Origin of the sequence: Aquitalea palustris (assembly GCF_003693445.1) — a bacterium.
GTDB classification, from domain to species: Bacteria; Pseudomonadota; Gammaproteobacteria; order Burkholderiales; family Chromobacteriaceae; genus Aquitalea; species Aquitalea palustris.
This window is the reverse complement of record NZ_RFAR01000022.1, coordinates 25,858-51,567: the sequence shown is the minus strand read 5'-3', so window position 1 is coordinate 51,567 and position 25,710 is coordinate 25,858. Positions and strand designations below refer to the sequence as shown.

Annotated in this window: 25 protein-coding genes; 12 read left to right on the top strand and 13 right to left on the bottom strand. The window is 63.4% G+C overall.

From position 1 onward, the window contains the following. Positions 1-9: 9 nt before the first annotated feature. Positions 10-891, bottom strand: coding sequence for a protease HtpX (htpX, locus tag EAY64_RS06695; protein ID WP_103524006.1), 882 nt, complete (start codon positions 889-891; stop codon positions 10-12). 141 nt (positions 892-1,032) lie between these two features. Between htpX and nhaR the strand changes: the two genes are divergently transcribed. Both nhaR and EAY64_RS06685 read left to right on the top strand, forming a co-directional pair. Then, the gene (gene nhaR / locus EAY64_RS06690) at positions 1,033-1,926 is read left to right on the top strand and encodes a transcriptional activator NhaR (protein WP_103524005.1); all 894 of its coding nucleotides are present in this window, start codon (positions 1,033-1,035) and stop codon (positions 1,924-1,926) included. Positions 1,927-2,137: 211 nt separating this feature from the next. Next, entirely contained in the window at positions 2,138-4,186 is a 2,049-nt protein-coding gene (locus EAY64_RS06685; protein ID WP_103524004.1) for a site-specific recombinase, read from the top strand. Between the two features lie 30 nt (positions 4,187-4,216). Here EAY64_RS06685 and EAY64_RS06680 read toward each other — a convergent pair whose 3' ends face one another. The 3 genes from EAY64_RS06680 to EAY64_RS06670 form a co-directional block, all read right to left on the bottom strand. Continuing rightward, positions 4,217-5,923 carry a putative 2-aminoethylphosphonate ABC transporter permease subunit gene (locus tag EAY64_RS06680; RefSeq protein WP_103524003.1) on the bottom strand — a complete coding sequence of 569 codons (1,707 nt, stop codon included), beginning with the start codon at positions 5,921-5,923 and terminating at the stop codon, positions 4,217-4,219. After that, complete coding sequence (locus EAY64_RS06675; protein WP_103524002.1) at positions 5,917-7,011, bottom strand: putative 2-aminoethylphosphonate ABC transporter ATP-binding protein; 1,095 nt, start codon at positions 7,009-7,011, stop codon at positions 5,917-5,919. Before EAY64_RS06675 ends, EAY64_RS06680 begins: the two co-directional genes overlap by 7 nt. 208 nt (positions 7,012-7,219) lie before the next feature. Then, positions 7,220-8,230 (bottom strand): putative 2-aminoethylphosphonate ABC transporter substrate-binding protein, encoded by a 1,011-nt coding sequence (locus EAY64_RS06670; protein ID WP_226034268.1) that lies wholly within the window; start codon positions 8,228-8,230, stop codon positions 7,220-7,222. A gap of 263 nt (positions 8,231-8,493) precedes the next feature. Between EAY64_RS06670 and EAY64_RS06665 the strand changes: the two genes are divergently transcribed. Together EAY64_RS06665 and ald are read left to right on the top strand one after the other, a co-directional pair. Then, the gene (locus EAY64_RS06665; protein ID WP_226034267.1) at positions 8,494-10,095 is read left to right on the top strand and encodes a sensor domain-containing diguanylate cyclase; all 1,602 of its coding nucleotides are present in this window, start codon (positions 8,494-8,496) and stop codon (positions 10,093-10,095) included. A 362-nt stretch (positions 10,096-10,457) separates the two neighbouring features. Continuing rightward, positions 10,458-11,579, top strand: coding sequence for an alanine dehydrogenase (gene ald / locus EAY64_RS06660; protein ID WP_103523999.1), 1,122 nt, complete (start codon positions 10,458-10,460; stop codon positions 11,577-11,579). A 79-nt stretch (positions 11,580-11,658) separates the two neighbouring features. Here ald and phnN read toward each other — a convergent pair whose 3' ends face one another. The 3 genes from phnN to phnF are packed head-to-tail and all read right to left on the bottom strand — an operon-like array spanning position 11,659 to position 13,605. Further along, positions 11,659-12,207 carry a phosphonate metabolism protein/1,5-bisphosphokinase (PRPP-forming) PhnN gene (gene phnN, locus EAY64_RS06655; RefSeq protein WP_103523998.1) on the bottom strand — a complete coding sequence of 183 codons (549 nt, stop codon included), beginning with the start codon at positions 12,205-12,207 and terminating at the stop codon, positions 11,659-11,661. Next, the gene (locus EAY64_RS06650) at positions 12,197-12,883 is read right to left on the bottom strand and encodes a DUF1045 domain-containing protein (RefSeq protein WP_103523997.1); all 687 of its coding nucleotides are present in this window, start codon (positions 12,881-12,883) and stop codon (positions 12,197-12,199) included. The genes phnN and EAY64_RS06650 overlap by 11 nt, the downstream gene beginning before the upstream one ends. Continuing rightward, positions 12,883-13,605, bottom strand: coding sequence for a phosphonate metabolism transcriptional regulator PhnF (gene phnF / locus EAY64_RS06645; protein WP_103523996.1), 723 nt, complete (start codon positions 13,603-13,605; stop codon positions 12,883-12,885). Before phnF ends, EAY64_RS06650 begins: the two co-directional genes overlap by 1 nt. Before the next feature lie 160 nt (positions 13,606-13,765). On the opposite strand from phnF, the gene phnG reads away from it, so the two are divergent. From phnG to EAY64_RS06605, 8 genes are read left to right on the top strand one after another with little or no spacing between them, the layout of a single operon-like run. Then, positions 13,766-14,206, top strand: a complete 441-nt coding sequence (gene phnG / locus EAY64_RS06640) for a phosphonate C-P lyase system protein PhnG (protein WP_103523995.1) — start codon at positions 13,766-13,768, stop codon at positions 14,204-14,206. Continuing rightward, the gene (gene phnH, locus EAY64_RS06635; RefSeq protein ID WP_103523994.1) at positions 14,203-14,781 is read left to right on the top strand and encodes a phosphonate C-P lyase system protein PhnH; all 579 of its coding nucleotides are present in this window, start codon (positions 14,203-14,205) and stop codon (positions 14,779-14,781) included. Before phnG ends, phnH begins: the two co-directional genes overlap by 4 nt. Position 14,782: 1 nt before the next feature. Beyond that, the gene (locus EAY64_RS06630) at positions 14,783-15,880 is read left to right on the top strand and encodes a carbon-phosphorus lyase complex subunit (protein WP_103523993.1); all 1,098 of its coding nucleotides are present in this window, start codon (positions 14,783-14,785) and stop codon (positions 15,878-15,880) included. Then, the gene (locus EAY64_RS06625; protein ID WP_103523992.1) at positions 15,873-16,727 is read left to right on the top strand and encodes an alpha-D-ribose 1-methylphosphonate 5-phosphate C-P-lyase PhnJ; all 855 of its coding nucleotides are present in this window, start codon (positions 15,873-15,875) and stop codon (positions 16,725-16,727) included. Before EAY64_RS06630 ends, EAY64_RS06625 begins: the two co-directional genes overlap by 8 nt. Further along, on the top strand, positions 16,724-17,497 hold the full coding sequence (gene phnK, locus EAY64_RS06620; protein ID WP_103523991.1) for a phosphonate C-P lyase system protein PhnK: 774 nt from the start codon (positions 16,724-16,726) through the stop codon (positions 17,495-17,497). Before EAY64_RS06625 ends, phnK begins: the two co-directional genes overlap by 4 nt. Positions 17,498-17,501: 4 nt before the next feature. Further along, positions 17,502-18,203, top strand: a complete 702-nt coding sequence (gene phnL / locus EAY64_RS06615; protein ID WP_103523990.1) for a phosphonate C-P lyase system protein PhnL — start codon at positions 17,502-17,504, stop codon at positions 18,201-18,203. A 23-nt stretch (positions 18,204-18,226) separates the two neighbouring features. After that, positions 18,227-19,375 (top strand): alpha-D-ribose 1-methylphosphonate 5-triphosphate diphosphatase, encoded by a 1,149-nt coding sequence (locus EAY64_RS06610; protein WP_103523989.1) that lies wholly within the window; start codon positions 18,227-18,229, stop codon positions 19,373-19,375. Further along, positions 19,375-19,944 carry a phosphonate degradation HD-domain oxygenase gene (locus tag EAY64_RS06605; protein WP_103523988.1) on the top strand — a complete coding sequence of 190 codons (570 nt, stop codon included), beginning with the start codon at positions 19,375-19,377 and terminating at the stop codon, positions 19,942-19,944. The genes EAY64_RS06610 and EAY64_RS06605 overlap by 1 nt, the downstream gene beginning before the upstream one ends. A 94-nt stretch (positions 19,945-20,038) precedes the next feature. Here the strand turns inward: EAY64_RS06605 and EAY64_RS06600 are convergent, their stop codons facing one another. The 6 genes from EAY64_RS06600 to EAY64_RS06575 all read right to left on the bottom strand — a co-directional run bounded on the left by EAY64_RS06600 (position 20,039) and on the right by EAY64_RS06575 (position 25,705). Then, positions 20,039-20,299 carry an acyl-CoA-binding protein gene (locus EAY64_RS06600; protein ID WP_103523987.1) on the bottom strand — a complete coding sequence of 87 codons (261 nt, stop codon included), beginning with the start codon at positions 20,297-20,299 and terminating at the stop codon, positions 20,039-20,041. A 162-nt stretch (positions 20,300-20,461) separates the two neighbouring features. Further along, the gene (locus tag EAY64_RS06595) at positions 20,462-21,262 is read right to left on the bottom strand and encodes an energy transducer TonB (protein ID WP_113023974.1); all 801 of its coding nucleotides are present in this window, start codon (positions 21,260-21,262) and stop codon (positions 20,462-20,464) included. Positions 21,263-21,289: 27 nt separating this feature from the next. Next, positions 21,290-22,027: a DsbC family protein gene (locus EAY64_RS06590; RefSeq protein WP_103523985.1), complete on the bottom strand. Its 738-nt coding sequence runs from the start codon at positions 22,025-22,027 to the stop codon at positions 21,290-21,292. Positions 22,028-22,042: 15 nt separating this feature from the next. Beyond that, entirely contained in the window at positions 22,043-23,191 is a 1,149-nt protein-coding gene (locus EAY64_RS06585; RefSeq protein WP_103523984.1) for a UbiH/UbiF family hydroxylase, read from the bottom strand. Positions 23,192-23,201: 10 nt separating this feature from the next. Beyond that, on the bottom strand, positions 23,202-24,407 hold the full coding sequence (locus EAY64_RS06580) for an FAD-dependent monooxygenase (RefSeq protein WP_103523983.1): 1,206 nt from the start codon (positions 24,405-24,407) through the stop codon (positions 23,202-23,204). Between the two features lie 2 nt (positions 24,408-24,409). Beyond that, positions 24,410-25,705 carry an aminopeptidase P N-terminal domain-containing protein gene (locus tag EAY64_RS06575; protein WP_103523982.1) on the bottom strand — a complete coding sequence of 432 codons (1,296 nt, stop codon included), beginning with the start codon at positions 25,703-25,705 and terminating at the stop codon, positions 24,410-24,412. Positions 25,706-25,710 lie beyond the last annotated feature (5 nt).

Below are 25,710 nucleotides of genomic sequence, written 5' to 3'. Positions count from 1 at the left end.
TACAGCGGCTTAGCGCACAGCTTGCAGCGCGGCGATGCGCGATTCCAGCGAAGGGTGGCTGGACATCAGGCCCATCAGGCCGGCACCACCGGAGATACCCGAGGCCGCCATGTTCTGCGGCAGCTCGCCAGCATGTACGCCACCCAGACGGTGCAGTGCGGCAATCATCGGCTGCGGGCTGCCCAGCAGCTTGGCCGCACCGGCGTCGGCGCGGTACTCACGCTGACGCGAGAAGTACATCACGATGAAGGACGCCAGGATGCCGAACACGATTTCACACACGATCACGGTGATGAAGTAGCCAATGCCGGTGCCGCTGGATGACTCCTCGTCGTTGCGGCGCAGGAAGTTGTCCACCAGATAGCCCACCACGCGCGCCAGGAAAAACACAAAGGTATTCACCACGCCCTGGATCAGCGTCAGCGTCACCATGTCGCCGTTCTGGATGTGGGCAATTTCATGGGCCAGCACGGCTTCGACTTCCTGCTCGGTCATCGAGGACAGCAGGCCGGTGGAAACCGCCACCAGCGAACTGGACTTGCTGGCACCGGTGGCAAAGGCATTGGGCTCGCCTTCGTATACGGCAACTTCCGGCATCGGCAGGCCGGCGCGGTCGGCCAGCTTGCGCACGGTAAACAGCAGCCAGCGTTCGGTTTCATTGCTCGGCTGCTCGATGACGCGGGCGCCGGTACTCCACTTGGCCATGGTCTTGGACATCCACAGCGAAATGAAGGCACCACCAAAACCCATCAGGCCGGCAAAGGCCAGCAGGCTGCCCATGTTCAGGCCGCCAGCGGTGATAAAACGGTTGATGCCCAGCAACTGGGCGGCGATGCTCAGCACCAGCATCACCGCGATATTGGTGGCGATCAGCAAGATCACGCGTTTCATGATCAATCCTCTCAGTAGTGGTTGATGACAGACCAGCAATGAGTGCCGGCCCGTATGAAGCAGATGCTGCATGATAGATGTTTCCAGTACACGAAAAAATCAAATAAAATAATAATATTTATCAGATTTTTTCGAATAATCATGCTCAGCGACCTCAATTACAAACATCTGCACTATTTCTGGGCGGTGGCCCGTGCCGGCAGCGTCACGGCAGCGGCACGCCAGCTGGGTATGACGGCGCAGACCGTCAGCGGCCAGATCTCGCGGCTGGAGCAACACATCGGCCGCGCATTGTTTACCCAGCAAGGCCGTGGTCTGGTATTGACCGAGGCTGGCCGCATGGCACTGGGCTATGCCGACCGTATTTTCCAGCTGGGTGAAGAGTTGCAGGAAATGCTGGCCGACGAGCAGCTGGACCACACCCTGCGGCTGAGCAGCGGCATCAGCGATGTGCTGCCCAAGAGCATCGCCTACCGCCTGCTGCAACCCGCCCTGGCCTTGCCACAACGCGTCAGGCTGCATTGCACCGAGGGCGCGTTTGACCAGTTGCTGCACGAGCTGAGCAGCCACAGCCTGGATCTGGTGCTGGCCGACCGCCCGGCACCGGCAGCCGCGCAGCAGACGCTGCAATCCTATTTGCTTGCCCGCTGTCCGGTGATGATTTTCGCCACGCCAGCACTGGCCGAGCGCTACCAATCGGGATTTCCGCACAGCCTGCAGCGGGCACCGCTATTGCTGCCCAGCCGCGACAATGTGCTGCGCGGCCAGCTGGAACACTGGCTGGACGAACGTGGTATTCGCCCGGACATCGTGGGGGAGTTCAAGGATGGCGCATTGCTGCATACCTTTGGCGAACAGGGCGCTGGCCTGTTTCCGGCACCGGCCTTTGCTGCCAGCGATATCACTGGCAGCGGCAAGCTCTGCCTGCTCGGCCTGGTGGAGGGCGTGGAAGAGCAGTATTACGCCATCGCCAACCGCCGCAAATTGCAGCATACGGCGGTACAGGCGATCATTCAGCATGCCGAATCGGAATAATCGTCACACGGAAAAACACAGTTCCGCGGTACGATTTTTCCCGGCACGACTGAACCAGCTGTAAATCAGTATTGTCTGATTTGACTTACTTACACTGGCTGCTGCCAAAAGCGGCTGATCTATACTGTTGTTCTGCTGACAAATTATCCATACTGCATGACAAGCCGGCTGCCAGCAGCCGGCATACACTGGCCTGACACTATCTGACCGAATGACCAATTTGCCCAATCCGACTCTCGATGCCATCTTTCAAAGCCTGAGCGCAGGCGAATGCAGCAGCGCTGCCGCACTGGCCGACCTGGTACGCAGCCTGCGTCCGTCCAGTGCCACCGATCATGAACAGGCGGTGATGAATCTGCGTGCGCTGGCCTGGCTGCTGGAGCACCACCCGGCATATCGCCAGGCACTGCGCACTGCCCTGCTGGAACTGCTGACCCAGACCCGGCAGATACCGCTGTATACCGAATCGGGCATTCTGGCCAATACCGGCTTCTTCTCCACGCTGTCCAAGCGGGTGGGCGAACGGCTGCTGCCCATGCCCATCCGCGAAGATTCGCTGCAGGACCGCTTCGGCCGCCTCTTCCGCTGGAAGCAGGACCACATATGGCTGGCCGGCATTCCGGATGAAACCTGGCAGCAGCTATGGCAGGCCATGGCCTGGCAGGAAGAAGCCGACCGAGCCGGCTGGGTACAAACCCGCCTGCAAATGGTGGAGGCGGTACAGATCCTGTCGGCCCGGGTCACCGCCATCGGTCTGGAACCGGAGCTGGTGCGGGTGTATCCGGAAATCGAGCGCTTCGAATCGCCCTTCCTGCACCTGAACGCCGCCGTGCTCAGCTATGCCGACAGCTATCGCCGGGCGCTGGCCGATGACACGCCCCAGACAGAAGACGACAAGCACGTGCTGGTGCTGCTGGATCAGTGCGAGGAAATACTGGGCAAAATCCGCAAGAATGCCTCGCGCAACGGCATCTCGGTCAACCTCACCTATCAGGCCTTGCGCCTGCTGCAAAGCCTGCACCGCCTGCGCGCGCTGCTGGCGCTGCTGGAGCCGGGCCACGATCCGGGACATAACCCGGCATTGTTTCACCTGATACAAGACTTCGCCCGCGCGGAAAACCGCAAATACAGCGTCAGCGATGTATTCAAGTCCAATACCGAACTGCTGGCGCTGCAGGTAACCGAGCATGCCGGCCGCCACGGCGAACACTATATTGCCGAATCGCGCCGGGAATGGGCGGGCATGGCCAAGGCTGCCATGGGCGCCGGGCTGATCGTGGGGGTGATGGCGCTGATCAAGCTGCTACTGGCCCAGGCCCACCTGCCACTGCTGTGGGAGGGGCTGTCGTATGGTCTCAACTACGCCATCGGCTTCATCATCGTGCAATTGCTGCACTTCACCATTGCCACCAAACAGCCGGCGATGACCGCCGCGCGCATTGCCGCCGCCCTGCACCAGCAGGAAAAAAGCGGTTCGCGAGTGCCACTGGATGAGCTGGCCGAACTGGTGGTCAAGGTGATGCGCACGCAGTTTGTCGCCATCCTGGGCAATGTACTGCTGGCCATTCCCACCGCCGCCATCATCGCCCTTGGCTGGCAGGCACTGTTCGGCCAGCCGGTGGTCGGCACGGCCAAGGCACAACACCTGCTGCATGATCTGGACCCGCTGGGCAGCCTGGCGCTGCTGCATGCCGCCATCGCCGGGGTCTATCTCTTCCTGTCCGGGCTGATAGCCGGCTATTACGACAACAAGGCCATCTATCGCCGCATCCCGGAACGGCTGGCTGCCCACCCGCTGCTGAACAAGCTGCTGGGCAAGCATCGCGCCTGGCAGCTGGGACATTACGTAGAGCACAATCTGGGGGCACTGGCCGGCAACTTCTATTTCGGCCTGTTTCTTGGGCTGACCGGCACCATCGGCATCATTCTCGGCCTGCCGCTGGACATCCGTCACATTACCTTCTCCGCCGCCAATCTGGCATTCGGGCTGGTGGCGCTGGACTTCCAACTGCCCCTGGGGATGATTGCCCTATACTGCGGCGGCGTGGCGCTGATTGGCTTCACCAATCTGGCGGTCAGCTTCAGCATGGCCTTGTGGGTAGCGCTGCGTTCGCGCAAGCTGAGCGGCCGCCAGGTACTGCCGCTGCTGCCGCTGTTGCTCAAACGCTTTATCCGCCAGCCGCTGCAGTTCTTCATCCCGCCCGCTGCGCCGCGCCCGGCGACGGACGAGGCCGCCGGGGACAAGCCGGCCGGTTCCTGAGCAGCCCGCAAGCCAGTGCCAGGCCCGCTTTCAGCCGGGCTTGCGCCAGCGCTGATTGCGTCGGCCCAGCAGCCGCTCCAGCAGGCTTAGCAGCAGGGACAACCCGGCCGAGCTCAAGACCACCAGCGTGGCCATGGCCGCTGCCGCAGCAGTATCGCCGGCATCGTCCATGGTGATGATGGACACCGCCGCCAGGCTGTGTTCCGGCGTCATGATGAAGATCAGCGCCGACAACGTAGTCATGGCCGACACAAACAGAAAGCGCGCCACGTCCACCAGCGCCGGCAGGCAAACCGGCAGGCTCACCCGCCACCAGGTCACCCAGAACGGTACTTTCAGCGAAGCGGCCACCGCTTCGAACTCGCCATCCAGCTGCTTGAGTGCCGTGGCGGCGGTCAGGTGCGCCGTGGTATAGAAGTGGGCAATGCAGCACAACACCATCAGGTCCAGGCTGCCATACCAGCCATGCAGCGGATTGGCCGGGTGATTGAAAAAGAACACATAGCCCAGGCCCAGCACCAGCCCCGGCACCGCCATCGGCAACATGGCCAGAAAGCGCAGCAGGCTGCGCCCCAGCGCCATGCCCGGCAGTTTTTCGCAGACATAGGCGCCGACAAACACCAGCAGGCTGCCCAGCAGTGCCGTGGCCGTGGCCAGCTGCAGGCTGTTGCCATAGGCCGACCAGCCACCGCCATCCACCGTGTCGAACTGATAATGGGCCAGGGTAAAGTCCAGATTGTACGGCCAGTACTTGATGAAGGATGCCGCCACCCCCACCCCCAGCAGTGCCAGCAAAAGCAGGCCGATGGCCAGCAACAGCAGCAGGGCGCCAGCATCGCGCAGCCATGATGGCGCCGGGGCAAACGGCTGCGCCCGCGCGGTCAGCGCCGCCTGCTGCCGCCTGGCCATGCGCCGCTCCACCAGGCAGGACAGGATGGCCGGCAGCAACAGCAGCAAGCCCACTACCGCTCCACGCGGAAAGTTCTGCTGGCCGATCACCTGCTTGAAGGCCTCTACCGCCAGCACATTGAAATCGCCCCCCACCACCTTGGGCACGCCAAAATCGGTCAGCACCAGGGTAAACACCACCAGCCCCGCCGAGACCAGCCCGTAACGTACCCCGGGCAGGGTGATGGTGAGGAACTGGCGTAGGGGCCCGGCCCCCAGCACCCGGCCAGCTTCGTACAGCCGGGCATCGGCAGCGGACAGTGCCGTCATGATGATCAGCAAGGCATGCGGAAAGGTGTAAAACAACTCGCCCAGCACCACGCCCCAGAAACCGTAGATATTGCCGCCATGCAGCCAGTCCTTGAGCAGGCCCTGGTTGCCAAACAGGTAAACCAGCGAAATGGCCGGCATCAGCGACGGCGCCAGCAAGGGCGACAGGCCGATCTGCCGCCACAGCCCCCTGCCCCACAGCCGGCTGCGCAGCAGGGCCCAGGCAAAGGCAAAGGCCAGCGGCAACACCAGGGCGGTGACGGTCAGCCCCAGTTGCAGGCTGTTGCTGCTGGCACGCAGCAGGCCGGGTGATTGCAGCACCTGGGCAAAATTGACGAGGCCGACAAAGCCGCCGTCGCCATCCTGTACCGCCTTGGCAAAGATAAACAACAAGGGCAGCCCCAACCCCAGCAGCAACACCGCCACCAGCGCCCACAGCAGCAGGATGGCAATGCGCGCCTCGCCTGCGATGCCGGTCTGCCCGCCACGCGGCAGCCAGCGTAATACCGCGCTCAGCATGGCAGGTCTCCGGCAAAGGCCAGCAGGCGGGCCGCCGGCAGTTCCACCGGCACGATCTCACCCGGCACCAGCGGCTGGCGGTCCAGCATGCCGGGACAGACTTCGGCATACAGCACCTGCCCGGGCATGCCTTCCGGCAGCAGGCGGATGCGGGTCAGCGCACCGCCAAAGCTGATATTGTCGACGCGGGCCAGCACGGTATTGGGCGCGTTTTCCCAGCGCGGCTTGATGATGACGTCCTCCGGCCGCAAAAACAGCTGCAAGGCCGGGGCTGGCGGCAAGGCTGCATCCAGGCGCAGCTGGTGGTTGCCCACGCGCACCTCTTGCACGCCGCTGGTAGTGGCCGGCAGCCAGTTGGCCTCACCGACGAATTCCGCCACAAAGCGGCTGCAGGGCTGGCGGTAGATTTCCGCCGGTGTGCCGATCTGCTCGATCCGGCCGGCATTCATCACCACCACCCGGTCGGCAATGGCCAGCGCCTCTTCCTGATCATGCGTCACCATCAGCGTGGTCACCCCCAGGCGCTGCTGCAGGCCTTTCAGCTCCTCGCGCAGCCTGTCGCGCACCCGGGCATCCAGCGCCGACAGCGGTTCATCCAGCAACAGCAGGCCGGGCGAGGTCGCCAGTGCGCGCGCCAGGGCCACGCGCTGCTGCTGGCCACCGGATAATTGCGCCGGGTATTTGTCCTCGGCACCGGGCAGGCCCACCATGTCCAGCAGCTCGCGTACCCGCAGGCGGTGGCGTTGCCGCTCATGCCGTGGCTTGAGCCCGTAGGCGATATTGTCTGCCACGCTCAGGTTGGGAAACAGCGCATAGCTCTGGAAAACAATGCCGTAATCACGCTGCGCCGGTGCGGCACGGGTGATATCACGCGCTTGCAGCGCGATACTGCCGGCATCCGGCAGATCAAGCCCGGCAATCAGCCGCAACAAGGTGGTCTTGCCACAGCCGGAAGGCCCCAGCAGGCAGACGAATTCGCCTTTGCGAATGGATAGCGATACCGCATCCAGCGCGGTAAAACTGCCAAAGCGCCGGGAAAGCCCGCGCATGGTCAGGTGATCGCTCAAGCCGTTTTCGGCCGGTTTCATGACACATTCCTCCTGCCGCAGCCGGTAACAGCGACCGGCGTGCGCGGTATAAATCGACAGACAACAAGCTGACCAGGTGATGAAGCCAAGGCCGGCACAACGCAATGGCCGGCCCGGCAAATGGCGCTAGCGCCAAACAAACGACACCAACAGTCGGCGGACTGCTGGTGTCGCGGGTGATGGACAACTAGCCGTGCGGCACGCCGCCTCAGTTCTTCGGCGCGGCCTTGCTTTCATAACGACGCGACCATTCCTGCAGGATGGCTTCGCGGTTCTTGGCGGCCCAGGCAAAATTGTTCTTGCTCAGGCGCTTGGCATAGTCGGTGGGGATGTAGGGGTTCTGCCTGGCCACGCCCGGCATGGCCACCACAGCGTAGTTCTTTTCATACAGCTGCATGGCCGGCAGGCTGACCGAGAAATCCGCCAGCTTTTTGGCGGCAGCCAGGTTCTTGCTGCCCTTGAGGATGGCCGTGGCTTCCAGATCCCAGCCCAGGCCTTCCTTGGGATAGACCAGATCGATCGGCGCGCCCTTTTCCTTCAGCTCGGCGCCACGGTATTCAAAGGAAATACCAATCGGGTATTCGCCGGCGGCGGCCATCTTGCAGGGCTTGCTACCTGAGTGCACATACTGCGCCATGTTGACGTGCAGTTTGTCCATGTAGTCCCAGCCCTTTTTCTCGCCCATCATCTGCAGCCAGGCGGACACATCCAGATAGCCGGTGCCGGACGAAGCCGGATGCGGCATCACGATCTGGCCCTTGTAAACCGGCTTGGTCAGGTCGGCCCAGCTTTCCGGCTTGGGCAGGCCTTTCTTGGCGGCTTCCACGGTATTGAAGCAGATGGTGGCAGCCCACACGTCCATGCCCGTCCACTTCGGCGGATGCGCCTTGTCGACGAATTCGCGATTGAGTTTTTCCACACCCTTGGGCGCATAGCCTTGCAGCATGCCCTGCTGATCCAGAATCATCAGGCTGGTGGCGGCCAGGCCCCACACCACATCGGCCTGCGGATTGTTCTTTTCCGACAGCAACTTGGCGGTGATTACCCCGGTGGATTCGCGCACAAAGCGCAGTTCGATATCCGGGTTGGCCTTCTCGAAAGCCTCCTTGTAATCCTTCACCTGATCGGCCTCCAGTGCCGAATACACCGTCAGGGTGGTGGTGGCCTGTGCCAGCGGAGCCATCAGGCCGGTACACACCAGCCCAATACATGCAGCCATTTGCTTTTTCATCGACATTACTCCATTAGTTTAGACGTATAGACAAATTTACCGGCACTTGAAGGCTGGTTGGCCAGTCAATGGCTGCCATCATGATCAGCCTGAGTGACAAGGCAGTTAAACCGCCATGAAACTTGTCTTGCGTTGCTAGACCTTTACCGCCACATGCCCGCCCAGCATGGCGCTGCCGATTTTCTTGGCCGCAGCCAATGCCCGCGGTATACACTGCAAACATAAAATCAACGGACCCTGAAGTTGCCCCAATGACCCTGCGTCGCATCTTTGACAGCATCATCACCCGCTTGCTGATCCTGGTGGTCTGCCTGGTATGCATCGGCTCGCTGGCACGCTATTACGCACTGGGACATTTCCTGCGCCAGGATCTCAGTACGGTGATGCAAGAGCAGCAACTGGCGCTGGCCAGCTATGTGGCGCGTGATATCGATGACAAGATCAGCCAGCGCCAGACCCTGCTGACCCATCTCGCCAGCGACCTGCCACAACAATTACTGCAACGGCCAGAGCAACTGCGCCAGTGGCTGCGCCAGCAATACCAGTACCAGAGCCTGTTTTCCGGCGGCTTGTTTGTCGCTGATCTGCACGGCAGGGCCATCGCCGACTACCCGGTAGCGCCCGGCCGCGCCGAGCGCAGCTATATCGAACGCGACTACATCAGGGCCGCCTTGCAGGGCAACAGCTATATCGGCCGCCCGGTGATAGGCCAAGCGCTGGGCATACCGGTGTTGCCGATGGCCGCGCCGGTTTTCAATCGTGACATGCAAGTGGTGGGCGTGCTGGCTGGCATCACGCCGCTGACTTCCGGCGGCTTTCTCGATCTGCTGCAAAAAGCACAGATAGGCCATGATAGCGGTGGCTTTGTGCTGGTTTCGCCACGTGACAATCTGTTCGTGGCCTCCTCGCAAAAGGGCATGAGCCTGAAAAAGCTGCCCGCCAGCGGTATCAACCCTTTGCATGACCGCGCCATGGCAGGCTATCGCGGCAGCGGCATCACCACCAATGCCGACGGCCAGGAAGAAGTTGCTGCCATCGTGTCGGTCCCCAGCAGCGGCTGGTTTGTGGTGGCACGCCTGCCCAGCAGCGAGGCCTTTGCCACCGTGGGCCATGTGCAGACTTTCGCCATTCGCGGAGCCATCGTGGCCACCGTGCTGTTTGCCCTGCTGGCATCGGCCTGCATGTATTACGTGTTGCGACCGCTGTTTCATGCTGCCGCCGACGCCGAACGCATGACGCGCGGCGAATTGCCGCTGGTGCCGCTGGCCATCCGCCGCAATGACGAAGTCGGCCACTTCATCGCCGCCTTTAACCGGCTGCTGCGCAAGCTGCACGAACAGCAGGCCCAGCTGGAACGCATCGCCCACCACGACACCCTGACCGGGCTGCCCAATCGCCTGCTGCTGGCCGACCGGATGAAGCTGGCACTGGCGCAGTCACGCCGCCACGGCAAGCACGTGGCACTGCTGTTCATGGATCTGGACGGTTTCAAGCACATCAACGACAGCCAGGGCCACGACGCCGGCGACGAGGCCTTGCGCATGGTCACCAGCAGATTGCTGGCGGTGCTACGCGAAACCGATACCCTGGCGCGCATCGGTGGCGATGAATTCGTGCTGCTGCTGTGTGATCTGGACGAACAAGCCAGGGAAGTCGCCCGCATCGTGGCGGAAAAATGTCTGGCCGCCATGCAGCCGCCGCTGCGCATTGGCACGGAAGAATTCCAGCTGGGCATTTCCATCGGCCTGACCCTGGCCACCGCCGACAGCACGCCCGATTCACTGCTGCAAGAGGCCGACCAGGCGATGTATCTGGCCAAACATGCCGGTGGCAACTGCCTGATGCGCAACTAGCGCCAGCGCGGCCGGCGCACCACTCTTTGACCACGATCAAACCAATCCGGCCGCCTGCCATTTTCAACACTTTCTCACCAGCAATCAGAAATATCCGGCAAATAACACTGTTGTAGTGAAAAACTACAGTGAATACCCCTGTCGCCGCCTCCATATACTACAAATCATCCCACCACGGGACCGGACGCCGGCCTGCCACTGAGCACGCCCTTGCACGTGCAGAATTTCAGCGCACCGCCGTCCGGATGACATGCCTTGTCATTGCTGCTTGACCGAGCAGGCCGCCTGTCACCAACAGGTTGCCCGGCTACCTGCCCAAGACGTTTGCTGTTGCTTCCATCCAATAACAGAAGGAGACGGTAATGTTGATCGGTGTTCCAAAGGAAATCAAAAACCACGAGTATCGTGTGGGTCTCACCCCTTCCGGCGTGCGCGAACTGGTTGCGCATGGTCACAAGGTGCTGGTGCAGACCCAGGCCGGGCTGGCCATCGGCTTTACCGACGAACAGTACATCCAGTCCGGGGCCTCGATAGCTTCTTCGGCAGAAGAAGTATTTTCAAAGGCCGAGATGGTGGTGAAAGTGAAAGAACCGCAGCCGGTGGAATGCCGCATGCTGCGCCCCGGCCAGATCCTGTTTACCTATCTGCATCTGGCACCGGACCCGGAGCAGACCAAGCTGCTGACCGAATCCGGTGCGGTGGCCATTGCCTACGAAACCGTGACCGACGAGCGCGGCGGCCTGCCTTTGCTGGCGCCGATGTCGGAAGTGGCCGGGCGCATGGCCATCCAGGCTGGCGCCCATGCGCTGGAAAAAGCCCAGGGCGGACGTGGCGTGCTGCTGGGTGGTGTGCCGGGCGTGGCACCGGCGCGCGTGGTGGTGATCGGTGGTGGCGTGGTGGGCCTGAATGCGGCACGCATGGCGGCCGGGCTGGGTGCTGATGTCACCATTCTGGACAAATCGCTACCGCGCCTGAAGGAAATCGACATGGTGTTTGGCGGCCGCATCAAGACCCTGGTGTCCAATACCGCCAATATCGACGAATCCATCCGCGAAGCCGACATGGTGGTTGGTGCGGTGCTGATTCCGGGGGCTGCTGCACCCAAGCTGGTTACCCGCGCCATGCTGGGCAATATGAAACCGGGTGCGGTGCTGGTGGATGTGGCCATCGATCAGGGCGGCTGTTTCGAAACCAGCCGCGCCACCACCCATCAGGACCCGATCTATGTGGTGGATGGCATCGTGCACTACTGCGTGGCCAATATGCCGGGCGGCGTGGCCCGCACTTCTACCCAGGCGCTGAACAACGCCACCCTGCCTTTCACGCTGGAACTGGCCAACAAGGGCTGGCGTCAGGCACTGCTGGACAATGCCCATCTGCGCAATGGCCTGAATGTGTGCCATGGCAAGATCACCTACAAGGCAGTAGCCGATGATCTGGGCTACCACTATGTTGATCCGGTAGAAGCCATCAAGACCGCCTGATTCCCGTCAGACTACCCGCTGCAGACAAGGCCGGCCCACGCCAGAACCATGGCGCAGGCCGGCCTTTTTGCATCCGCGTTCAGGCCAGCAGCAGGGTCAGCAGCCGGCTGCCGGCCTGCTCCAGCGCGCCGTCATTCTGCAACACGATACAGCCCGGCGGCGGCTGATAGGCATCGGCCTCACGCAGGCGGGCGACAATCTGCTGCGGCGTTTCGCGACCGCGAGCGGCCAGCCGGGCAGCCCTGACCTCCGCACTGGCGGTAATCCACAGCGGTTGTAGCGAGGGGAACACCAGCTGCGCCTGGGGCAAGGTGGCACGCGAACCATTCACCACCACATCCAGCCCACTGGCCAGCCAGCTTTGCACCTCCACCCCCAGCGCATAATCCAGACCATTGCGTTGCCAGCACAGGGCAAAGCAGCCGCTGGCCTGGCGTTGGCGAAATTCCTCACTGCTCAGCGCGATATGGTTTTCCCCGCCGGCGTCTGCCGCACGCGTGATATAGCGGTGGGCAAACACCACGCCAGCCGTAGCCGGTAACTGCTGCCGCACATAGGCCAGCACGCTGTCCTTGCCCGCTGCCGACGGCCCCATCACATACCACAGCCGTCCCGGTTTAAGCGACATGCTGCAGCTCTCCGTCAAAGCTGCAGCTGGCCAGATAGCGCAGGGGGCTGGCCGGCTGCGGCTCGACAAACAAGGCCAGCCGGTCCACCAGCAGGGGCGGCAGGTCGGCAAAATGGTGCGCGGCCGCCTGCAACAGCTGCTGTGCTTCGCTGGCATCCGCCAGCGTATCGCTTAGGGTGAAGTGACAGCGGTATTGCTCGAACACATAGGGATAGCCCCAGCGTTGCTGCAATTGCTGCTGACGCTCGCTCAGGCCGGGCCGTGGCCGCAGCACTTGTTGCGGATCGACCAGTCCATCCAGCGCCACCACACAGCTGCTGGCCAGTTCATCCAGCATGGCGCTGGAGGCAAGCGGACGCAGGGCGAGAAAATCCCCCAGCAGGGCCGGCTGCAGCGCCAGGCTGAATGGCTGGAAACGTCGGGCCAGTCGCGACAGCTGCTGCAACAGCATGGCTTCGCTGATACCCGCAGCAGGGGCAAACGGCGCTTTCAGCGTGGCATGCCAGCCATAGCGCGCTGGCGTGCGGGTTAGCAGTTCGAGACGTTCGCCACTGATGCCAGCGAGCACTGGCTGCATTACCGCCACATCCAGCGCAGCGTCACGGCCCAGCCAGCTGCATCCTGCCTGCCACCAGCGGCTGTCCGTAGCCGGCGCCAGGTAAACGGCATAGCGCATCACTGATCCTCCATCACCAGCTGCACCAGATCACCATTGAAACAGGTGATGCCGTACTGCACTGGCTGGCCGTCGGGGTCGACGTTCAGCGATTTGACATGCAATACCGGGCGGTTCTTGGGGATGCCCAGATAGTCCACCACCTCGCTGTCCGGCAGGCGGGCGGTTACCCGGGTAAAGCGCCGGGTGTAGTCCTGGATGCCGAAGTGCTGCAGGGTGAGGGTGACCGAGCGCAACTGCTGGTAGATGGCCGGCAGATCGGGAAAGCGCGCAGCCGGGAAGAACATGGTGCTGTAGTCCACCACCCGGTTTTCCACCCGGCTCAGCGTCTTGATGCGGAACAGCAGCTCGCCCACATTCACCCCCAGCAGCGCGGCCAGTTCGGCATTGGCCGCCAGGCTGTCACTGGCCAGTACATCGACATCCGAGCTGCGATTCTGCCTGGCCATATTCTGCGAAAAGCGCGTGCGCTTGCTGATGGCGTAGTCGATGGCATTGTCCTGCACGAAAGTGCCGCGCCCCTGCTCCACCCGCAACAGGCCGCGCTCCACCAGCGTGGCCACCGCGCGCCGTATGGTATGGCGGTTGACGCGAAAGCGCTCCGCCAGCTGCAGCTCGGTAGGCAGTTGCTCACCGGCCTGCAACTGGCCGCAGGCAATTTCCTCGGCCAGACTGTTTTCGATCTGACGCCATACCGCCACCCCTGAACCGCGTTCAATCATCTTTTTTCTCCGGCACCGCCACTGGTCTAGCGGCGCAATCCAAGCTTCACAAAAACTTCACGCTGACGTGCTGTTCACTTATCGACTGCCGCTATTATCATGCAGTCGTCTATACGTTTATATGAATTTTTCTTGAAACCAGCACAGGTTCACCACCCACATGGAAACCACGACAAGACAACACTGGCTCAGCCTGCTGGCGCATAGCCCGGCATCGCGGCTGGCCGAACTGCTGCAACAGCACCTGCCACCGGCTGGCGATATCAGCTGGCTGCGGCGCGCCCAGACCGGCCTGGTGATGTTGCAGGGTCGCAGCGGTGGCAGCGGCAGCCGCTTCAATCTGGGTGAAATCAGCGTCACCCGCGCCAGCTGCCAGATCGCCGGCTGGCTGGGGCATGGCTGGGTACGCGGCAGCGATGGCCAGCATGCCGAGCTGATTGCCCAGGCCGATGCGCTGCTGCAAAACCCGCAACACTACCCGCCGCTGCAGGCAGCCCTGCTGCAACCGCTGCAACAGGAACTGGCAGCACGGCGCGAGCAGAGCGCCCGCGCGGCGGCGGCCAGCAAGGTCGAGTTCTTTACCATGGTGCGGGGGGAATGATGCTGCAACAAGCTTTCGACAATATGGTGCAAGACTGCCAGCAGGTATTCCGCTGCACCCTGGCGGCACTGGCCGAGCCACTGCTGCCGCTTACCCTGCCCTGCCTGCCGCCGGCGCTGCCCGGCCTCAAACCGGCCACCAGCGCCCTGCTCTACACCCTGATCGATCAGGATGTAACGCTGTGGGCGCCAGCGCTGCCTGCCGCCACCCTGGCCAGCCTGCGCTTTCATTGCGCGCTGCGCCTAGCAGATACACCAGAGCAGGCCGATTTCATTTTGCTGCCGGCCGGCAGCGCACTGCCACCCTTGTCCAGCCTGCGCGCCGGCAGCCCGGAATACCCGGACCGCTCCGCCACCGTGCTGCTGGAAGTGGAAGATTTTACCCCGCAACAAGTGGAAGCCAGCGGCCCCGGCTTCGCCAGCCCGCGCCGTTTTGGCGCAACCGGCTTGCCGCCTGCATTCTGGTCGCAATGGCAGGCCAACCATGCCCGTTTCCCGCTGGGCGTGGATGTGCTGCTGATTTCCGCCACCCAGCTGGCCGGCTTGCCGCGCAGCACCGTGGTACAGGAGGGTTGACATGTATGTAGCCGTAAAAGGTGGCGAAACCGCCATTGCCCGTTCCTGGGATTTGCTGGCCGCCGCACGGCGCGGGGACAGTGCACTGGCAGAACTGAGCCTGGGGCAGATCCGCCAGCAACTGCGCCTGGCCGTGGCCAGGGTGATGCAGGAAGGTTCGCTCTACGACGAGGAACTGGCCGCGCTGGCACTGAAGCAGGCTGCCGGCGACACGGTGGAAGCGGTATTCCTGCTGCGTGCCTTCCGTACCACCCTGCCGCGCTTTGCCAGCAGCAAGCCGCTGGATACCGCCGCCATGCGGGTACGCCGCCGCGTGTCCGGCACCTTCAAGGATGTGCCGGGTGGCCAGATACTGGGCCCCACCGCCGATTACACCCAACGCCTGCTGGACTTCTCGCTGGGCCACAGCAGCGAAGTGCCGCCCTGCGCCCTGGCCGATAACGGCGTGCCGCAACCCTTGCCCAGCGTGCTGGAAGTACTGGCCGCCGAAGGGCTGATCGAAGCCGAGCAGCCCTTGCCCGGCGACCCGGAGCCGGCCGACCTCACCCGCCAGCCGTTGATGTTCCCGGCCGACCGCGCCACCCGCCTGCAAAACCTGGCCCGTGCCGATGAGGGCTGGCTGCTGGGCCTGGCTTACTCCACCCAGCGCGGCTATGCCGAAAGCCACCCCTTTGCCGGTGAAATCCGCATGGGCGAAGTCAGCGTCAGCGTTTGCCCGGAAGAATTGGGCTTCGACATCGACATCGGCGAAATCACCCTGACCGAATGCCAGATGATCAACCAGTTTGCCGGCAGCAAGACCGCGCCGCCGCAATTCACCCGCGGCTATGGCCTGAGCTTTGGCGAGGCCGAACGCAAGGCCATGGCCATGGCGCTGGTCGACCGCAGCCTGCGCGCCGAAGAACTGGGCGAAGCGGCGCACGCCCCGGCCCAGCAGCAGGAATTCGTGCTGTATCACAGCGACAATGTGGAAGCCTCCGGCTTTGTCCAGCATCTCAAACTGCCGCATTACGTCGACTTCCAGGCCGAGCTGTCGCTGATCCGCACCCTGCGCGCCCAGGCCAACTCCTCCGCACCACAAGAGGCCGCCCATGACTGAAGCCTGTCATAGCCAATGGCAATACAATTTCGCTTTCCTCGATGAAAACACCAAGCGCATGCTGCGGCGGGCCTTGCTCAAGGCGGTGGCCATTCCCGGCTACCAGGTGCCGTTCGGCAGCCGGGAAATGCCGCTGCCCTATGGCTGGGGCACCGGCGGCATCCAGCTGACCGCCAGCATCATCGGTCAGGATGACGTGCTCAAGGTGATCGACCAGGGCGCGGATGACACCACCAATGCCGTCAACATCCGCCGTTTCTTCGCCCGTGTCACCGGCGTGTCCACCACCAGCAGCACGGCGGCAGCCAGCCTGATCCAGAGCCGGCACCGCATACCGGAAACCCCGCTGCAGCCAGGGCAGATCATGGTGTTCCAGGTACCGGAGCCGGAAGCACTGCGCACGCTGGAGGCCAGCGAGGTGGAAACGCGCAAGCTGCATGCCCACCAGGAATACGGGCTGATGCACGTCAAGCTGTACGAAGACATCGCCCGCTTCGGCCATATCGCCACCAGCTACGACTACCCGGTAATGGTGAACGATCGCTATCTGAGCTCGCCCTCGCCCATTCCCAAATTCGACAACCCCAAGCTGCACATGAGCCCGGCGCTGATGCTGTTTGGTGCCGGCCGCGAAAAACGGCTGTATGCCATTCCGCCGCATACCCGGGTGGAAAGCCTGGCGTTCGAAGACCATCCCTTCAGCGTGCAGCGCTGGGAGCAAGCCTGCGCCCTGTGCGGCAGCCATGACAGCTATCTGGATGAAATCATCACCGACGATGCCGGAGCCAGGATGTTTGTTTGCTCCGATACCGATTACTGCCAGCAACAGCAGGAGGGCAAGGCATGAGCCAGCCAGTACTGAGCGTGAGCGGCCTGACCAAGGACTATGGCAACGGGCAAGGCTGCTTTGATATTGATTTCGAACTGTACGAGGGCGAGGTGCTGTGCATTGTCGGTGAATCCGGCTCGGGCAAATCCACCCTGCTCACCACCCTGGCCGGCCGCCTGAGCGCCGATGCCGGCAGCGTGCGTTTTCGCGACCGCGCCGGCAGCAGCCACGAACTGACCACCCTGGCCGAAGCCGAGCGCCGCCGGCTGGCACGCAGCGAGTGGGGCTTTGTCACCCAGCATGCCCGCGACGGCCTGCGCATGAATGTATCGGCAGGCGCCAATGTCAGCGAACGGCTGATGGCGCTGGGCCAGCGCCACTACGGCCAGCTGCGCGAAACCGCCGCCCAGTGGCTGGAAAAAGTGGAAATCAGCCGCGAGCGGCTGGACGACCGCCCCACCGCCTTTTCCGGCGGTATGCAACAAAGGCTGCAGATCGCCCGCAACCTGGTCACCCAGCCGCGACTGGTGTTCATGGACGAACCCACCGGCGGACTGGATGTCTCGGTCCAGGCACGCTTTCTCGACCTGCTGCGGCGGCTGGTTCACGATACCGGCATCGCCGTCATCATGGTGACGCACGATCTGGGCGTGGCACGGCTGCTGGCGCAGCGCACGCTGGTGATGCAACAGGGCCGGGTGGTGGAAGCCGGGCTGACCGACCAGATCCTGGATGATCCGCAACATCCCTACAGCCAGTTGCTGGTGTCCTCCATTTTGCAGGCCTGAAATCATGAAGCTACTGATCGATGCTCAACAGCTGAGCAAAACCTTTGTCCTGCACCAGCAGCATGGACTGGCGCTGCCGGTGCTCGCCGATGTTTCACTGCAAGTGGCCGCAGGCGAATGCGTGGCGCTGACCGGCCCCTCCGGTGCCGGCAAAAGCACCCTGCTCAAGGCACTCTATGCCAACTACCTGGTAGGGGGTGGCAGCATCCGCATCAGGCACCAGGGCAGCTGGGTAGACATGACTAGCGCCCGGCCCCATGAAATCGCCGCCGTGCGCCGCCACACCCTGGGCTATGTCAGCCAGTTCCTGCGGGTGATTCCACGGGTGTCGGCCCTGGATATCGTGGCCGAACCGCTGCTGGAATGGGGCTACTCGGCACAGGAAGCCCAACAGCAGGCCGGCGCATGGCTGGCGCGGCTGAATATCGGCGAGCGGCTGTGGCAGCTACCGCCAGCCACCTTTTCCGGCGGCGAGCAGCAGCGGGTGAATATCGCCCGCGGCATGATCGCCCCCCGCCCCATCCTGCTGCTGGATGAACCAACCGCCTCGCTGGATGCGGCCAATCGCGCCGTGGTGGTCGAGCTGATGCGGGAAGCCCGCCAGCGCGGTGCGGCGCTGGTGGGCATTTTCCACGATGAAGACACCCGCGCCGCCGTCGCCAGCCGCATTTTTGATGTACCGCTGGCTCCTGCCCTGTGTGCCTGAGCCCCGATTGCGAAAGAAGCCCGATGAAAACCATCCTCAACAATGCCCGCCTGATCCTGGCCGACCGCATCATCGAACGCGGCGCGCTGGAAATCGACAACGGCCTGATCAGCGCCGTGCATGAACAGCCGCTGCCACCGGATACGCCGGCTTGCGAAGACCTGCACGGCGATGACCTGCTGCCCGGCCTGGTGGAAATCCACACCGATAATCTGGAAAAGCACCTGATGCCGCGCAACGGCGTGCTCTGGCCCATGCTACCGGCGGTGGTCACCCACGATGCCCAGTGCGCGGCTGCCGGCATCACCACGGTATTGGATGCGCTGGCGGTGGGCGATCTCGAAGGCGAAAGTGTGCGGCTCGATACCCTGCACACCGCCTTTGCCGCCATCAACCTGGGCATGGAACAAGGCGTGTTCCGCGCCAATCACCTGTTCCACCTGCGCTGCGAGCTGGCCTATCCCGGCCTGCTGCAAGAATTGCAGCCGCTGATCAGCCACCCTGCCGTGCGCCTGGTATCGGTGATGGACCACACCCCGGGCCAGCGCCAGTATCGCGATATCGAGCAATACAAGAAGTACTACGGCAAGAAAAAGGTCGGCTGGAACGAGCAGACCTTCCTGCAGGCCGTCAGCGAGCGCCAGCGCCTGCAGCAACAGTATGCCGGCCAGCACAAGCAGGCGGTGGTGGAACTGGCGCGCCAGCATGGCATTCCGCTGGCCAGCCACGACGATACCGACCTGTCCCACATCAGCGAGGCGGTGCTGGATGGCGTGACGATTTCCGAATTCCCCACCACGCGCGCCGCTGCCCAGGCCGCCCGCGAGCACGGCTTGCACACGGTGATGGGCGCACCCAATGTGGTGCGTGGCGGCTCGCATTCCGGCAATGTCGCCGCGCTGGAGCTGGCGCAACACGGCCTGCTGGACATCCTGTCCTCCGACTACGTACCCGCCAGCCTGCTGCACGCGGCGTATTTGCTGGTGGCACAGGCTGGCTGGAGCCTGCCGCAGGCGATTGCCACCGTCAGCCACAATCCGGCACAGGCAGTGGGGCTGGGTGATCGGGGCCGGATCGCCGTCGGCCTGCGTGCCGACCTGCTGCAAGTGCGCCCGCACCCGGCAGTGCCGCTGGTACAGCAGGTGTGGAACGCCGGGCGGAGGGTATTCTGATGGCGGATACCATTGCCACCTTGCGCCGCCTGCTGCTGGAACACGGTCAGCAGCACTATGGCGAGGCCATTACCCAGGCCGACCATGCCATCCAGGCCGCCACGCTGGCGCGCGACTGGGGCTGTGACGAAGAAATACAGCTGGCCGCCCTGCTGCACGATGTCGGCCATCTGCTGGAACACGACGGTGCCGCCGCCATGGGCGAGTACGGCGTGCAGGCGCACGACCGGCTGGGGGCAGACTACCTGCTGGCACTGGGCTTCTCGGCGCGGGTGGCCCGGCTGGTGGGCATGCATGTGGCGGCCAAACGCTATCTGTGCGCCATCGACCCGGCCTATCTGCAACAGCTGTCCAGCGCCAGCACCGCCACCCTGGCTTACCAGGGTGGCCCGATGAGCGCCACCGAGGTGGCGGCATTTGCCCACCAGCCCGATCTGCAGGACATCCTGCTGCTGCGCCGGCTGGATGAAGCGGCCAAGGATGGCGGCTGGCAGCTGCAACAGGTGGAATGGCTGTGGCCGGTGATGGCCGAGCACCTGGCTGCGCAGCAGACCAGCAAGCGGCATTGACCGCAGCACATTAAAAAAAACCGCTGCCCGGTAAGGGTTCAGCGGTTTTTTTCATCACACGCCAGCCTGCTGGCGGTGCGGGCAGCAGCGGCTGTTATTCAGTCAGCAGCTTTTGTACCACGTCGATATAGCCTTGCTTGGCTTCATCGCTGGACATGCCCTTGAGCTTGTCCCAGGCATCGTGCTTGGCACGGTTGATGAAGTCCATCATGCCCGGGCGCTCGCCACTGACATCGCCTTCGCTGGCTTGCTTGTACAGCGCATACAGCTGCAACAGGGTCTGGTTGTCCGGACGCTCGGACAGCGAGGTCACATCGGCCTGGGCCTGGGTGAACAGTGCATTCAGATCAGACATGCTTCTTCCTTCGTGATTACTTCGTAATTGGGTAACAGGAGCGGTATGTTCCGCTGTACTGGCACGAGCGGCTGCCTGACGCTGCCGACCCGGCTCCCGGCTGTGCCGGGATGGCTGAATTTAGCACGAAACAGGCGCTGCTGCTTGACCGGCGCGGGCGGCTTAGTTGCCCGGCTGCGCGCCATCGCTGGGCGGGCCGATACGGATCAGCTTGAAACTCTTGACCGGATGACCATCGCGGATCGCCGGATAAAACTTCGCCTGGCGGAATACTTCCAGCAGCGGCCCCTCGACCCCGGCCGGCCGCGCCGACACCAGCTGTACCGCGTCCACCCCGCCTTGCTCGTTGATATACACCCGCAGATTGACCTCGACATCGTCCATGCCCAGGCCATAGGGCTCGACCAGCTGGATAGGCAGCTGCTCCAGCGCCAGCACATCCAGCTGCGGTGCCGCATAGTAAAAATCCAGCCCCAGCTGTTGCGCTTCGGCGGCATCCGTCATGGACGCGCTGGCCGGGCTGGCGAGCAGTGGCTGGCTGGCATCTGGCAAAGGCGGCAGAACGGGCGGAGCGATCGGCTCGGGCAATACCTGTGGTGGCGGCACACTGGCCACGGCAGCACTGGCCGCCTGCGCCAGCCGCGTCTTGCTGGCAGGGGCAAGCAAGAGTCTGGCCTGATGGGGTGGGAAAGACCGGGGCTGGCTGGCCCATGTAGCTGGCGTGGCAGGTGTGGCCGGCTGGCTGGCTTTTGGCGCGGGCCTGGCCTGCCGGGCGGCCTGGCCCAGCCGCACCGACATGGCTGACGGCTGGCCGTGCAAGCTGCCTTCCTGCGTCAGCCGCAGAAACAGCGGCAGGTGCAGCAATAGCGACAGGCTGAGCATCAGCAGCAGGCGGTCGCTATCCGACAGTGCGGCCCAGCGCCACTGGGCCGGCATCCAGTGCAGGCCGGCGGGCAGCTTCATGAAACCGGCCACACTCCGCCAGCTGGTTTACTTGGCATCCAGCAGTTTTTCGATGTCGTCCTTGGCAATGGCACCCGGCACCAGCCGGCCATTGCCAAAGATCAGGCCCGGCGTGCCGGTAATGCCCAGCTCGTCACCCATGGCTTCGATCTTGTCCAGCGCGCTGGTATCGCACTTGTCGGTGCCGGTGAGTTCCTGGCCATCACGCATGAACGCTGTCCAGGTAGCCAGACGATCCTTGGAGCACCAGATCTGGCGTGCCTTGCGCGGGGCATCCGGGTGCAGCTGTGCCAGCGGGTAGAGGAAGGTGTAAATGGTGACATTGGTGATGTCAGGCAGGCTTTCGCGTTCCAGCTGCTTGCAGTACGGGCAGTCCGGGTCGGTGAACACTGCCAGCTTGCGCGCGCCATTGCCACGTACTTCCTTGATGGCGTACTGCAAAGGCAGCTTGCTGAAGCTGACGCGGTTAAGCTCGGTCATTTTCTTTTCGGTCAGGCTGGTCTTGGCGACGGTATCGATCAGGTCACCGACAAACAGGTATTTCGCCTCGGCATCGGTGTAAACGATTTGTTTGCCCTTCACGACTACCTCGTATACACCCTTGACCGGCGTTTCGCTCACGCTCAGCACTTCACGCGTGGGGAAGCGGGTGGTGAAAGCCTTTTTCACCTGCTCGTTGCTGGAGGGGGTGGCATTGGCATTGCAGGCGCTCAGGCTCAGCAGCATGGAGGCGGCCAGCGCCAGGGCTTTTACGGTGGTGTTCATTCAGATTCCTCGGGTTCAGAAGCCAATGGCATGACGGGCAAACTGCCGCTTCAGCGGTGTCAGCCGGTTGGTAAGCGTCAGGCCGGTATTGCGCAACCACGACAATCCCGGCAGGTGTTCGGTATGAAACAGCCGGTACAGGCTGTCACAGGTAAACTGCATGGTTTTCACTGCTTCGCGGCGCGAGCGCTCATAGCGGCGCAGTAGCATCCAGTCGCCGGCATCGTTGGCGTTGGCCAGCATGGAGGCCAGTTGAGCGGCGTCTTGAAAGCCCAGATTGACCCCCTGCCCTGCCAACGGGTGCACAGTGTGGGCAGCATCCCCCACCAGCGCCAGCCGCTGGCTCACCACGGCAGCGGGCTGGATCAGCCGCAAGGGAAAAGCGGCCGCCGGACCCAGCAGGCTCAGATGGCCCAGCTGGTGATCACCGGCAGCCGCCACACGGGCGCACAGCTGCTCACCGGAAAGGGCCATCAGCTCATCCGGGCGCGGGCTGGACCACACCATGGAAATACGATTCCCCGCCATCGGCAGCCAGGCCAGAATGCTGTCGCCGGTAAACCATTGGCGGGCGATATCGCCATGCGGTTTTTCACAGGCAAAATTGGCCACCACGCCGCTTTGGCCATAGGGCTTGATGCTGGCGGCAAGACCGGTCTGCTGGCGCACCCAGGAATTGGCACCGTCGGCTCCCACCACCAGCCGGCTGCGCAGCTCCCGGCCATCGTCCAGGCTCAGGCTGGCTGCTGTGGCCGTGGTCTCGAGTGCCAGCGGCCGCACGCCGGTAAAGCAGTCGACGCTACTGCTGGCCAGCCGCTGCCACAAGCTGGCCAGCAGCCAGCGGTTTTCCACAATCCAGGCCAGCGCACTGGCTCCGGCATCGCTGGCGGCAAACTGGATGCGGCCACCGGCATCGCCACGCACATCCATGCTGGCGATGGTGCCGATACGCGTCATGTCCGGCCAGGCCTGCAGCTGCTCCAGAAAACGGCGGTTGAGCGGGCTGACGGCGTAGATGCGCGCATCCCAGCCCTGCTCCAGGTCGTCGAAGCGGGCGGCAGATCCTTCCAGCAGGGCAATTTTCTTGCCGCTGTCGGCCAGCGCCAGCGCCAGGCTGGCACCGACCAGCCCACCGCCCACGATGATCACGTCGTACTGTGTCATGAAGTGCTTTCTATAGCCCGAACACCAGATGGCGGGCAAAGGCGCGTCGCAGCGGCGGTACGCTGTCCAGCGCGCTCATGCCGGCTCCGCGCAGGGCGCTGACCAGGGTGGAATCGCCGTCAAACAGTTTGATCAGCCCATGGGTAAAGCCGACCACGGCATGGCTGTCCAGCTTGCGGCTGGCGGCATACACTGCCAGCGCTGCGGCGTCGCCCGGGTCGCTGATGCCGTCCAGTGCATCAGCCAGGCCCAGGGCATCGCGCAGGCCCAGGTTCAAGCCCTGCGCCGCCACCGGATGCATGGTCTGCGCGGCATTGCCAATCAGCACCACCCGGCCGCTGCTGACGCGGTTGACCTGGCGCAGTGCCAGCGGGAAGCTGGCACGCGGGCCAATGGCCAGCACCTTGCCCTGGCGTTCGCCAAAGGCCTGCTGCAACTCGGCCATCACCTGTTCGTCTGCAGCCTCCTGCAAGGCTTTGGCATCCGCCGGCGTGCGTGTCCACACCAGCATGTAGTGGTCGCCATGCGGCAGCAGGGCAAACGGCCCTTGTTTGGAGAAGCGTTCGTAGGCAATACCGGCGGGGGGTTGTTCGGTGGTGACCTCGGCCAGTACCGCACACTGCTGGTAATCATGCACCAGCCGCTTGATACCCGGCAGGCTGTCAGCCAGCGCGCCGCCCTCGGCCAGCACCACCAGCCGGGCGGTCAGGCTGATGTCGCCATGCGCGCCGCTGGTTTTCACCGAGGCATAGCAGCCCAGGCTGTTTACCGCTTCGACCCGGGTTTGCCACCATACCTGCACCCCGGCCTGTTCCAGCTGGGCATTGATGGCCAGCGTCAGCGCCGGGTAATCCACCACCACGCCCAGGTGCGGCAGTTTCAGGTCGGCACAATCCAGCCGGGTACGGCCAAATGCGCCTTGCTGCGATACATGGACGGTGTCGATGACACTGGCCGGCAAATCATCCGGCCAGGCACCGGCAGCCGCCAGTGCCGTGCGGCTATGCCAGGACAGCGCCAGTGCGCGGGCGTCGGTCAGCGGCGCATCCTTGGCCCTGGCCTCCACCAGCAGTACGCGGCGGCCCGCAGCGGCAAAGCGCAGCGCGGCCAGCGCGCCCACCGGCCCGCCGCCCACAATGATGATGTCAGCATGCTCGCCGCCATCGTGGCCGGCACAGTTTCCAGTGCGGCCGGTTTGCTTGTCTGTAGTTTTCATGTTCAGACACCCTGCATCAGTATTTCAATTTCGTCGATTTCTTTGGGTACGTCGGCGGTATACACCTCGCGGCCGTCATCGGTCACCAGCACATCGTCCTCGATGCGGATGCCGATATTGTGCAAGGCTGCGGGGACATTATCCGCCGGGCGGATATACAGACCGGGCTCGATGGTGGTGCACATGCCGGGCTGGTAGCTGCGCCACTGGCCGCCAAGCTTGCGCTGGCCGACATCATGCACGTCCAGGCCTATCATGTGGCCGATGCCATGCATGTAAAACTGACGGAAGGCGCCCGATTCGATCACCCCATCCACGGTGCCGCTCAGCAGTTGCAAATCCAGCATACCTTGCACCAGCACCCTGAGCGCGGCGTCGCCTGGGGCATTCCACAGCGCACCAGGCTTGACCGCCGCGATGCCGGCCAGTTCCGCCGCCAGCACGATTTCATACACATCACGCTGGGCAGCGCTGAACTTGCCATTGACCGGAATGGTACGGGTAATGTCGCCGGCGTAACCGTTCAGCTCGCAGCCGGCATCAATCAGCAACAGCTCGCCATCGTTCAGCCGCGCATTATTGGCGGCATAGTGCAGGGTGCAGGCATTGGCTCCGCCGGCCACAATGCTTTCATAGGCAGGATAGCGCGCACCGTGGCGGATGAAGGTGTGCAGGATTTCCGCTTCCACCTGGTATTCCATCATGCCCGGCCGGGTGGTGCGCATGGCTTGCAGATGGCCTTCGGCCGAGATCTGGCCGGCACGGCGCAGCGTGGCACGCTCGCCAGCGTCCTTGACCATGCGCATTTCATCCAGCGGCCAGCGCAGGTCGTGATAGAGCGCCGGTGGCTGCTCGCCGCTGCGGTAGCGCTGGCGCACGCTCTCCAGCCAGCCGTTGACGCGTTCGTCAAACGCCGCATCACGCCCGACATTCCACCACAGCGCCTTCTGTCCGCTGAGCAAATCGGGCAGGCGCAGGTCCAGCTCGGCCAGCGGATAGGCCTCGTCAAAGCCAAAGGCTTCGCGCGCACCATCCGGCCCGAAACGGAAACCTTCCCACACCTCTCGCTCCATGTTCTTTTCACGGCAGAACAAGATGGACTTGCCCACGACGGCATCCAGTACCAGCACGGCTTCCGGCTCGGCAAAACCGGTCAGGTAGAGGAAATGGCTGTCAGCGCGATAGGGATAGTGGTTGTCGGCATTGCGCACCACTTCGGGCGCGGTTGGCAGAATGGCAATGCCCTCCCCCATCTGCAGCATCAGGCGGCGGCGACGCTCGGCATGGCTCTGGTACATGGCTG

Bases quoted from the DNA above. Each gene is read 5' to 3' on its own strand.
- EAY64_RS06630 (WP_103523993.1), top strand. From the start codon at position 14,783: ATGTATGTAGCCGTAAAAGGTGGCGAAACCGCCATTGCCCGTTCCTGG.
- EAY64_RS06580 (WP_103523983.1), bottom strand. From the start codon at position 24,407: ATGAAAACTACAGACAAGCAAACCGGCCGCACTGGAAACTGTGCCGGC.
- htpX (WP_103524006.1), bottom strand. From the start codon at position 891: ATGAAACGCGTGATCTTGCTGATCGCCACCAATATCGCGGTGATGCTG.
- EAY64_RS06675 (WP_103524002.1), bottom strand. From the start codon at position 7,011: ATGAAACCGGCCGAAAACGGCTTGAGCGATCACCTGACCATGCGCGGG.
- EAY64_RS06685 (WP_103524004.1), top strand. From the start codon at position 2,138: ATGACCAATTTGCCCAATCCGACTCTCGATGCCATCTTTCAAAGCCTG.
- EAY64_RS06605 (WP_103523988.1), top strand. From the start codon at position 19,375: ATGGCGGATACCATTGCCACCTTGCGCCGCCTGCTGCTGGAACACGGT.
- EAY64_RS06610 (WP_103523989.1), top strand. From the start codon at position 18,227: ATGAAAACCATCCTCAACAATGCCCGCCTGATCCTGGCCGACCGCATC.
- EAY64_RS06625 (WP_103523992.1), top strand. From the start codon at position 15,873: ATGACTGAAGCCTGTCATAGCCAATGGCAATACAATTTCGCTTTCCTC.
- EAY64_RS06590 (WP_103523985.1), bottom strand. From the start codon at position 22,027: ATGAACACCACCGTAAAAGCCCTGGCGCTGGCCGCCTCCATGCTGCTG.
- phnG (WP_103523995.1), top strand. From the start codon at position 13,766: ATGGAAACCACGACAAGACAACACTGGCTCAGCCTGCTGGCGCATAGC.
- EAY64_RS06665 (WP_226034267.1), top strand. From the start codon at position 8,494: ATGACCCTGCGTCGCATCTTTGACAGCATCATCACCCGCTTGCTGATC.
- phnN (WP_103523998.1), bottom strand. From the start codon at position 12,207: ATGTCGCTTAAACCGGGACGGCTGTGGTATGTGATGGGGCCGTCGGCA.
- EAY64_RS06600 (WP_103523987.1), bottom strand. From the start codon at position 20,299: ATGTCTGATCTGAATGCACTGTTCACCCAGGCCCAGGCCGATGTGACC.
- phnH (WP_103523994.1), top strand. From the start codon at position 14,203: ATGATGCTGCAACAAGCTTTCGACAATATGGTGCAAGACTGCCAGCAG.
- nhaR (WP_103524005.1), top strand. From the start codon at position 1,033: ATGCTCAGCGACCTCAATTACAAACATCTGCACTATTTCTGGGCGGTG.
- EAY64_RS06585 (WP_103523984.1), bottom strand. From the start codon at position 23,191: ATGACACAGTACGACGTGATCATCGTGGGCGGTGGGCTGGTCGGTGCC.
- EAY64_RS06680 (WP_103524003.1), bottom strand. From the start codon at position 5,923: ATGCTGAGCGCGGTATTACGCTGGCTGCCGCGTGGCGGGCAGACCGGC.
- phnK (WP_103523991.1), top strand. From the start codon at position 16,724: ATGAGCCAGCCAGTACTGAGCGTGAGCGGCCTGACCAAGGACTATGGC.
- EAY64_RS06670 (WP_226034268.1), bottom strand. From the start codon at position 8,230: ATGGCTGCATGTATTGGGCTGGTGTGTACCGGCCTGATGGCTCCGCTG.
- EAY64_RS06575 (WP_103523982.1), bottom strand. From the start codon at position 25,705: ATGTACCAGAGCCATGCCGAGCGTCGCCGCCGCCTGATGCTGCAGATG.
- EAY64_RS06595 (WP_113023974.1), bottom strand. From the start codon at position 21,262: ATGAAGCTGCCCGCCGGCCTGCACTGGATGCCGGCCCAGTGGCGCTGG.
- phnL (WP_103523990.1), top strand. From the start codon at position 17,502: ATGAAGCTACTGATCGATGCTCAACAGCTGAGCAAAACCTTTGTCCTG.
- phnF (WP_103523996.1), bottom strand. From the start codon at position 13,605: ATGATTGAACGCGGTTCAGGGGTGGCGGTATGGCGTCAGATCGAAAAC.
- ald (WP_103523999.1), top strand. From the start codon at position 10,458: ATGTTGATCGGTGTTCCAAAGGAAATCAAAAACCACGAGTATCGTGTG.
- EAY64_RS06650 (WP_103523997.1), bottom strand. From the start codon at position 12,883: ATGCGCTATGCCGTTTACCTGGCGCCGGCTACGGACAGCCGCTGGTGG.